Below are 8,669 nucleotides of genomic sequence, written 5' to 3'. Positions count from 1 at the left end.
GGCTCTGTGGCGGGCATTGGCCCGTTCGGGCTCGCCTTCGGCTTCGCGTGCCAGGTTTCGTAGGTGGTTGGCTTTGCGTTGACGGCTGCCGGTTGAGAGCGCGCGCCTGGCCCTGCGTGCGTGCTTGGGTTGCGTTGACGACTGCGGTTGGGTGCGTCCTGCCGCTGCGGGCCCTAGGCGTTCGGGATGATGCCTGACTCGTGGGCGATGATCGCCGCCTGCACGCGGTTCCGGACTCCCAGCTGGCGGAAGATCGTGCTCACGTACACCTTCACGGTGCCCTCGACGACGTAGAGGCGTGCCGCGATCTCCGCGTTGGAGAGGCCCGCGCCCACCAGGCCCAGCACTTCGCGTTCGCGGTAGGTCAGGACCTCGATCCGTTGTGTCGCTTGTGGACGTGGATGTGATCGGGAGAGTTGGTCCACCACTCGCTTCGCCACCAGTGGGGAGAGGAAGGCGCCGCCGCTCGCCACGGCTCGGACTCCCGTGATGATTTCCTGTGGGTCGCCCGTTTTCAGGACGAAGCCTGCCGCGCCCTCGCCCAGTGCTCGGGTGATGTAGGCGTCGTCGGCGAAGGTGGTGAGCATCAGGGTTTGGGTGGCCGGGTGGCATTCGCGGATTACCTTGGCCGCGTCCAGGCCGTCGAAGACCGGCATGCGGATGTCGAGGACCGCCACGTCGGGGCGGTGGCGGGCCACCAGGTCTATGGCCTTGCTGCCGTTTTCTGCTTCGGCTACTACCTCTACGTCGCCTGCTGTGGCGAGTACGGCCTTCACGCCGAACCTGACCACCGGTTCGTCGTCCGCCAGTACGACCTTGATCATGCGCTCCTCCTGGCCAGCCACTGCTTGAACACCAGGCGGTCGTGCTGGAAGCAGAGTTGGTGCAGGTCGTGGCGGTCGCCGTCGAACGGGTTGGGGTGCGTGCTGTAGTAGCGGCACTCGGTCTTCGGGGGTGCGGTGACGCCCAGCGGGTTGTCGACTCGGGTGCGGAGCGGGAGGTCCAGGGCGTCCTCGTCCTGCCCGAGTTGTGCCCGTTCGAACTGGGCCGGGGTCAGGACCGAGGTTGCGGCGTCGAAGACCATGTAGCCCGGGACGCCGATGGCGATTCCCGCGCACACGACCGTGGTGATGAGGACGGTTCTGCGGACGCTTTTGCGGATCTCTTCCTCCGTGCGTTCGCGGCGCACGTGGGTGGGGGTGGTGCTGGCGCGGGGGCGTTCGGGGAGTTTCGCTCTCACCTCGAAGCCGCCGTCGTCGGACGGGGCCGCTTCGAACCAGCCGCCTACCAGGGCCACTCGTTCGGCCAGGCCCATCAGGCCCTTGCCGCTGCCCACGGCGTTGGTGTGCTGGGCCGGGCCGTTGGTGATGCGGAGTTCCAGGTTGGCGCTGAGGGTCACGGTCACCTCGGCGCCGGGGGCGTGCTTGATGACATTCGTGAGGGCTTCGGCGGTGACTCGGTGGACCGTTCTGGCGATGATGCCGTCGATGGCGGTCCTGCGGTTGTTGGTCAGGTCCACGGTCAGGCCGCTTCTGGCGACGACCTCCTCGATGGTCGCCACCGGTTCGTCCTCGTCGGCGCGGAGCACCTGCATGACGTCGGCCAGGCGTTCGGCTGCGGCGGTGACGCTCGCGCGGGCGGTCTTGGCGGCCTCGCGTTGCTGGGTGGTCAGGGTGGGTTCCAGTTCCAGCGCGCCAGTCAGCAGTGCAGCACGCGCCAGTTCGTGGCCCACCAGGTCGTGCATCTCGCCTGCGAGGCGGGCGCGTTCGGCGTTGCGGGCGTTCTCCACGCTGCGCTCCAGCAGGGCGGCGTGCTCCCAGCCGACGTCCTGGAGTTCCGTGTAGCGGCGGCGGAAGCGGCCGATCGCCCACGGCACCACGCCCAGCACGCCGATGCCCGACGTGACGGCCAGCGCGGTGTCCGAGCCGCCGCGTTCGGTCAGCGCCACGACGACCCCGGCGATCTCCCCCAGGGTCAGCGTGATCGCGGTCGCGCGCGGGTCGTGCGCGTGCCGGCCCGCCAGGAAGCTCACGAGAGCCAGGGCCGGTGCCAGCGCGAGCACCCCGGTGGCGCTGTCGAACTCGACCCGCACCAGGTAGCAGACGAGCCACGCGCCCAGCCCGAGCGCCAGCGCCACCGCGGGCCTGCGCGGCACGACGAGGAACGCGGCGGCGAGGATCGCCAGGTACAGCAGCACTTCCCAGACTGCGAGCCGTCCGGCCCTGGACGTCGCCGCCGCCGCGACGACCAGCAGACCCGAACTCCCCCACAGAATCAGCCGCACCCACACGGCATCCATCATCGCAGTCGCTGCATCACCACGGTCGGCGCCTCCGCCGCCGGCACCTTCACCGGTAGCTTCTTCTTGAGCAGCAACGCGATCCCCCACGACACCAGCGCTCCGAGCGCGAGCCCGGCCAGCACGTCGTGCACGTAGTGGACGCCCACGACGACACGCGAGGCCGCCGCCGCGACCGCGCACACCGCCGCGATCCAGCCGTAAGTCCTGTGCAGCGCCCAAATCGCCATCGCGGACGAGCCCGCGATCACCGAGTGGTTGCTGGGGAACGACCAGTCGTCCGGGGCGGGGCACTCCGCGATCGACGGCCTCGTGCGGCACGGCCGGTCCTCCTGCACGAGCAGCTTGATCACCTCGCTGATCGCGTACGCCACCACCACTCCGGCGCCGGCGAGGAACGCCCGCAGCTTGTGCTGGAACCACAGCAGCAAGAACATCAACGCGAACACGCCGAGCACCGCGTCGGTGCCCACAGTCAGCCAAGTCACCCAGCCGAAACTACGAAGGCGGCAGCAGGAGCGCCCCTACCTATCGGAACCGAGTCCCCCTTACTTTCGACAAGGAATGCGTCAGCGCAAACAGGAACAGGACATTCACCCGGCGCGGCCCGCCATGCTCAGCACCAGGTCGTAGTAGCCCTCGGGGTTGTCCGCGCCCGAGCGGCCGTCGATCAACTCCCGGACCACGTCGCAGTGGCCGGCGTGCTGCGCGGTCTCGGCCGTCACCCGCGCGAGCAGGTGCCCGAACGTCGTCACCCTGCGGTGCTCCGGCCACCACGCCACCGAGGCGGGCGCGTCGAGCGGTAACTCCGCGATCGACGCGTCCGAGTGTTTCCAGGCCGCCCGGTAGAGGCCTAAGAGGTACTCCCGGCTCTCCTCCGGCTTGGCCCACATGTCGCCGTTCTGCCAGATAGAACCGTCCTCGACCCACGGCAGCAGCGGGGCCGGGCGGCCCGCGCTGGCGCCGAGGTAGCCGAACTCGATTCCGGCGAGGTGCTTCACCAGCCCGAGCAGGTTGGTACCGCTGGGCACGAGCGGGCGGCGGGCGTCGAAATCGCTGAGCCCCTCCAGCGAGCCGACCACCGAGTCGCGGCACTCCTGGAGGTAGTGGCGGAGGTCATCGGCAATCATTCTTCCGACCCTAGCGTCGGGGTCTGACAGTTCTGGGAACCTCGATCCCGTGCAGAAAATCATCGTCGCCGCCCTGCTCGGCGCCTCCCTCGTGACCACCGCCGTTCCCGCCACAGCAGGCGGGGTGGATCGCGCCGACGCCGCCGCCGGGTGGCTCGCCAGACAGATGGCGGACGGCGAACGCCTGGAGACCGAGTTCGGCGGCGTGAAGTACCCCGACCAGGGCCTGACCATCGACGCGATCTTCGCGTTCGCCGCGGCCCGCACCGCCGACGACTACTCCGACCGCGCCATCGCGTGGCTCGCGAAGCCCGAGATCTCCAGCGGCTACCTGGGTGCCGACGGCGAGTCGTACGCGGGCGCGCACGCGAAGCTGGCCGTGGCCGCGCGGGTGAAGGGCAAGAACCCGCGCGCGTTCGGCGGCGTCGACCTGATCGCGGGCCTCAAGGCGCTGCAGGCACCGTCCGGCCGGTTCTCCGACCGTTCGGCGTTCGGCGACTTCTCCAACGCCTTCACCCAGTCCTACGCCCTGGTCGCGCTCGGCCGGGACGCCGCGGGCGCCGGGTACCTGGCCGCGAGCCAGTGCCCGGACGGCGGCTTCCCCGTGACGTTCGAGACCTCGCCGTGCGTGAGCGACGTCGACGCGACCGCCATCGCCGTGCAGGCGCTGCGGGCCCAGGGCAAGCCGGTGACCAGGGCGGTCACCTGGTTGAAGACGAAGCAGCAGGCCGATGGCGGGTTCCCGAGCGCGGCAGGTGCCTCGAACGCCAACAGCACGGGCCTGGTGGCCCAGGTCGTGCACGGGACCGCCGCGGTGAAGGCCCGCAAGTACCTGAAGTCGGTGCAGGTCGGGTGCTCCGACCAGGCCAACAAGGGTGCGATCGCGTTCGACGCGTCCGGCTTCGACCCGGCCAACGCCCCGCGCGCGACGGCTCAGGCCGTGCTGGGTCTGACGGGTGCCAACCTGACGACGCTGCGCAGCGGCGGACCGGACGGCGCACCCACTCTTTCGTGCTGATCCTGGTCAACGCCGGATCGCTCGAATCTCGCTCAAGTTCCGCTTGAGCGACCGTTCGTCTAGGACACAAGCTGACCTCAAGTGGTCCTAGAGTCCTTCATGTCGGGACAAACGAACGAAGGACAGAAGCGATGACCACCACCGAGATCCTCACCGGCGAGCGCGCGGACCTCCTCGAGACGCTCCGGCAGCACCGCTGGTTCCTGACGTTCACCGCGCAGGGCCTGAGCGACGAGCAGGCGGCGTCGAGCCCGACCGCGAGCGCGCTGTCCATCGGCGGTCTGATCAAGCACGTCGCGTCGGTCGAGGAGAACTGGGTCAAGTTCATCGAGCACGGCACGTCGGCGATGGAGTCCGACCCCGAGTCGAAGGACTACGAGAACCACGAGGCGAACTTCCGGATGGAGCCGGGCGAGACGCTGGAGAGCATCATCGCCCGGTACAACGAGGTCGCGGCCTACACCGACAAGCTGGTCGAGACGGTCGACATGGACCTCTCGCACGCGCTGCCGGCCGCGCCCTGGTTCCCGGAGGGCAAGACGTGGTCGGCGCGGCGGGTGTTCGTGCACATCGTCGCGGAGACGTCGCAGCACGCCGGCCACGCGGACATCATCCGCGAGACCATCGACGGTCAGAAGACGATGGGCTAGCGGTGTGGCTCGGAACGTTGCCGGGGGAATTCGCGGTCAGACGGGTGCATCGTGGTGCCGCGAGGCGCCCTGCTGAGCGTGGATTACCTCGCCAACGTTCCGAGACGCACCGCTAGGGCTTCGGCGGCGAGAAGGCCGAGAGGAACTGGTCCCGGAAGTCGCTCATCCGCGACACCGGGGCCGTTCCCCCCGGCCGGATGCCGTCGTCCCACTTCCAGTCGGCGACCCGTTCCATCACGGCCTGGTCCTTGGCGACGATGGTGATCGGAACGTCCCGCGAGGCCCCCTCGCCGGTCACCATCTGCGCCGGCTGGTGGTCACCCAGGAACACCATCACGAGGTTCTCGTCGCCGTACTTCTCGAGGTACGAGAGCACGGACTCGAGCGAGTACGAGATCGAGTGGGCGTAGTCGGCGCGGACGGCGTTGGGGTCGCGGCCGAAGATGGACTCCGGCGGGTCGTTCGAGGCCGGCATCGTCGAGTAGATCGAGCCGTCGCCGAGCTTGTCCCAGTCCACGGAGTCCGGGGTCGGCGACCACGGCGCGTGCGAGGACACCATCGGGATCGCGGCCATCACGGGGCCGTCGGCCTTCGAGCGTTCGTTGCGCTGGAACGACTCCAAGGTGAACTGGTCGGGTGTCGTCGCGTAGCCGAAGCGCGGGCCCTTGTAGCCGAGGTCCTGTGCGGCGTAGATCTTGTCGTAGTGGAAGAAGTCGCCCTCCGGCCACGCCTGCGTGATGCCGGGCACGACGCCCACCGAACGCCAGGAGGCCTCGCGGAACGCGCGCGGCAACGTGAGCCGGTCGGACGCCACGAGGTTGCGGTAGCGCTGCTGGTTGTCGATCCACAGACCGGACAGCAACGTCGCCTGCGCCATCCAGCTGCCACCGCCGGCGGTCGGCGAGGTCAGGTAGGCGGACCGGGCCGAGTAGCCGGCCGCCTTCAGCCGGTCGTTGCCCTGAGCCAGTTTCGCGGCCACGTCGGGCATGTCGAGCGCGGACTTGCCGTAGCTCTCCACGAACGTGAAGACGACGTCCTTGCCCTGCAGGGAGGACAGCAGGCCGGAGTGTCCGCGGAACGCGTCGACCGAGGCCTCCGCGGCGAACGCCTCCTGGTCGTGCAGGCCGGCCTGGACGCGCCGGGCGTGGTCGACCAACGCGGTCGCGGCGGCGTCGGAGTAGACCGGAATGCCGGGTACGGCAAGGGAAACGCAGGCCACGGCGACGAGGGCCACCGCGCGGATCGCGACGGGACGCCGACCGGCGGCCACGGAACTGAGGCGCAGCACCGACACGGCGGCCAGCCAGACGATGCCGACGACCAGGGCGACGGCGAGGCCCACGGCGAGGACGGAGGCGAAGCGGCCGAACGTCACGTCCACGAAGTCGATGGCGGGCACCAGCAACGGCCAGTCCAGCACGAGGTCGAACGGCCGGTACAGCACCATGTCGAAGCCGATGTCCATGATCTTCACGACGGTGAAGACGCCCAGCGCGACACCGCCGGCGATGGCGAACGGCTTGCGGTAGCGGTCCGGCAGCAGCACCAGCACCATGACGCCGACGAGGCCTTCGAGCGGCACCCGCAGGAACGCCTCGAACGTGAACTTCTCCAGGTCGCTCGGTGCGATGAGCACGAACAACACGAACAGCCCCGCCAGCACCGTGACCGTCCGCCGCAGCAACATCCTCACCGAGAATCCCCTTTCCAGACCCTATGAGGTAAACGCGGCGCGGCCCGTGGCCGGTTCAACTGCTCTACCATCTCCGTTCGTGACCCGCCCGCACGTTCTGCTGAGCGTCGCCGTCAGCCTCGACGGCCACATCGACGACCGCGGCACCGAGAGGTTTCCGCTTTCGAACGCCGAGGACTTCGACCACGTCGACCGGATGCGCGCGGAGTCGGACGCGATTCTGGCCGGGGCCGAGACGTTGCGCCGCGACAACGCGCGACTGCTCGTCTACAGCGACGAACGGCGTGCGCGGAGAATAGCCGACGGCAAACCGGAACTCCCGTTGCGGGTCACCGTCACCAGGAGCGGCGACTTCGACCCTGAGCTGCGGTTTTGGCACTGCGGCGGCGCCAGTCTGGTCTACACGCGGACCGCGACGACCACAGTCGACCACCTCACCGAAACCAAAACCTTCAGCGAATTCTCAGACATTCTCGACGATCTCGGCGCGCGCGGCGTGAGAAGGCTCATGGTCGAAGGCGGCACGAGCATTCACACGGCGTTCCTCACGGCCGGACTGGCCGACGAGATCAGGGTCGCGGTGGCGCCGATGCTGATCGGACAGGCGACGGCCCCGCGTTTCGTGAATCCCGCCGAATTCCCCGGTGGACCGGCACGCCGATTCCACCTGGAGGACGTCACGAAAGTCGGGGACGTCGCGGTGCTCCGCTACTTCCCGAAAGTCACTTCCGAACGAGCTTGAGCGCACCGAGGATCTGCTCGCGGCGGTACGCAGCGATCACCAGCGCCCACACGACGTAGATCAACGGCATCATCGCGCCCTTGAAGCCGCCGTTGGTCACCAGGAACACCTCGGTGAACGCCGCGCCGGCCATGATGCCCGCGAGCGCCAGCGCCGCCAGCCCGCAGATGCGCGGGATGAGCAGGCCGATCGCGGCCGCGATCTCCAGCACGCCGGTGAAGTAGCGGAACCACTGGCCGAACCCGATGTCGTCGAACTTCGCGACGAACTGGTCGGTGAACAGCGAGTAGCCGTTCCGCACGAACTCCACGGCGAGCACGATCTGCAGGATCCAGACGACGACGTTGCCGATCTTCGCCGCGGTTGAGGTCTGCTCAGACATGGCGGGATTCTCCCACCGAAACGGGCGCGTTGTTGTACAGCCACAACACATCGCGACCGAACGACCACACCAACGATGCCAACGCGAGACCAACGAGCACGCCCGCGAACGGCAGCAGCCCGGACGCCGCCACGACGAGGAAGATCCCTTGTACGGCAGCGACGACCTTGCGCGCGTAGCTGGCCGGCAGCGGCGCGTTCATCCAGCGCAGACGCCACGACGCGGCCACGAACACGTACCTCATCAGCCCGATCGCGAGCACCCACGGACCCATGTGGACGGCCACGTACGCGCTCAGCACGAGGATCAGGAACGCGTCGACCTCCATGTCGAACCGGGCGCCCAACGCGGTCGAGGTGCCCGTGCGGCGAGCGACCTGACCATCCACCCAGTCGAGTGACAACGCCACGGCGGCGAGAGTCACGACCAGCGCGACCGGAACGTCCTGACCTGCGCGATCGGCCACCAGCGCGGTCACCGCGCCGACCATCAGACCGCGGGCGAGCGTGACGCGGTCGGCGGGACCCAGCGCTAAAACGCGGTGACGCTGCATGCCGTAGCCGAGAAACGCCCAGGTGGCGAAGCCGTAGGCGAGACCGGCGGCCCAGCCGAGCGGGCCGAGGCCGGCGGTGGCACCGACCACGGCCAGCGCGAGGACCTGGAACCCGGCCCAGATGGCAGGCTCCCGCAGGACGGGCGCCGTCCTGGTGTGCTGAAGTGTGATCATCAGGTGCCCCTAACGAACTTCGTGCGGC

The 8,669-nt window shown here is 68.9% G+C and carries 10 protein-coding genes; 3 read left to right on the top strand and 7 right to left on the bottom strand.

Annotated elements, in window-relative coordinates; translation table 11 throughout:
* Positions 1 to 173: 173 nt before the first annotated feature.
* The 4 genes from ACFWNN_RS37930 to ACFWNN_RS37915 form a co-directional block, all read right to left on the bottom strand.
* Entirely contained in the window at positions 174 to 824 is a 651-nt protein-coding gene (locus tag ACFWNN_RS37930) for a response regulator (protein ID WP_382444784.1), read from the bottom strand.
* Complete coding sequence (locus tag ACFWNN_RS37925) at positions 821 to 2,284, bottom strand: sensor histidine kinase (protein ID WP_382444783.1); 1,464 nt, start codon at positions 2,282 to 2,284, stop codon at positions 821 to 823. The genes ACFWNN_RS37930 and ACFWNN_RS37925 overlap by 4 nt, the downstream gene beginning before the upstream one ends.
* A gap of 14 nt (positions 2,285 to 2,298) precedes the next feature.
* Positions 2,299 to 2,787, bottom strand: coding sequence for a phosphatase PAP2 family protein (locus tag ACFWNN_RS37920; protein WP_382444782.1), 489 nt, complete (start codon positions 2,785 to 2,787; stop codon positions 2,299 to 2,301).
* Between the two features lie 105 nt (positions 2,788 to 2,892).
* On the bottom strand, positions 2,893 to 3,429 hold the full coding sequence (locus tag ACFWNN_RS37915; RefSeq protein ID WP_382444781.1) for a DinB family protein: 537 nt from the start codon (positions 3,427 to 3,429) through the stop codon (positions 2,893 to 2,895).
* Between the two features lie 49 nt (positions 3,430 to 3,478).
* On the opposite strand from ACFWNN_RS37915, the gene ACFWNN_RS37910 reads away from it, so the two are divergent.
* Positions 3,479 to 4,447 (top strand): peptidase, encoded by a 969-nt coding sequence (locus tag ACFWNN_RS37910; RefSeq protein WP_382444780.1) that lies wholly within the window; start codon positions 3,479 to 3,481, stop codon positions 4,445 to 4,447.
* Between the two features lie 131 nt (positions 4,448 to 4,578).
* Positions 4,579 to 5,097 carry a DinB family protein gene (locus ACFWNN_RS37905; protein ID WP_382444779.1) on the top strand — a complete coding sequence of 173 codons (519 nt, stop codon included), beginning with the start codon at positions 4,579 to 4,581 and terminating at the stop codon, positions 5,095 to 5,097.
* A gap of 112 nt (positions 5,098 to 5,209) precedes the next feature.
* Here ACFWNN_RS37905 and ACFWNN_RS37900 read toward each other — a convergent pair whose 3' ends face one another.
* Positions 5,210 to 6,784, bottom strand: a complete 1,575-nt coding sequence (locus ACFWNN_RS37900) for a sulfatase-like hydrolase/transferase (RefSeq protein WP_382444789.1) — start codon at positions 6,782 to 6,784, stop codon at positions 5,210 to 5,212.
* On the opposite strand from ACFWNN_RS37900, the gene ACFWNN_RS37895 reads away from it, so the two are divergent.
* A complete protein-coding gene (locus ACFWNN_RS37895; protein ID WP_382444778.1) occupies positions 6,726 to 7,532 on the top strand; it encodes a RibD family protein in 807 nt (268 codons plus the stop codon). The two genes, ACFWNN_RS37900 and ACFWNN_RS37895, sit on opposite strands and share 59 nt — an antisense overlap.
* On the opposite strand, the gene ACFWNN_RS37890 is transcribed toward ACFWNN_RS37895, so the two are convergent.
* Positions 7,513 to 7,914, bottom strand: coding sequence for a DoxX family protein (locus tag ACFWNN_RS37890; protein ID WP_382444777.1), 402 nt, complete (start codon positions 7,912 to 7,914; stop codon positions 7,513 to 7,515). The genes ACFWNN_RS37895 and ACFWNN_RS37890 overlap by 20 nt on opposite strands.
* Entirely contained in the window at positions 7,907 to 8,641 is a 735-nt protein-coding gene (locus ACFWNN_RS37885; protein ID WP_382444776.1) for a CDP-alcohol phosphatidyltransferase family protein, read from the bottom strand. Before ACFWNN_RS37885 ends, ACFWNN_RS37890 begins: the two co-directional genes overlap by 8 nt.
* Positions 8,642 to 8,669: the final 28 nt, after the last annotated feature.

This window comes from Lentzea sp. NPDC058450, from assembly GCF_042721395.1.
Taxonomy (GTDB): domain Bacteria; phylum Actinomycetota; class Actinomycetes; order Mycobacteriales; family Pseudonocardiaceae; genus Lentzea.
The sequence above is the reverse complement of the archived record's forward strand: the minus strand, read 5'-3'. Positions and strand labels throughout refer to the sequence as shown.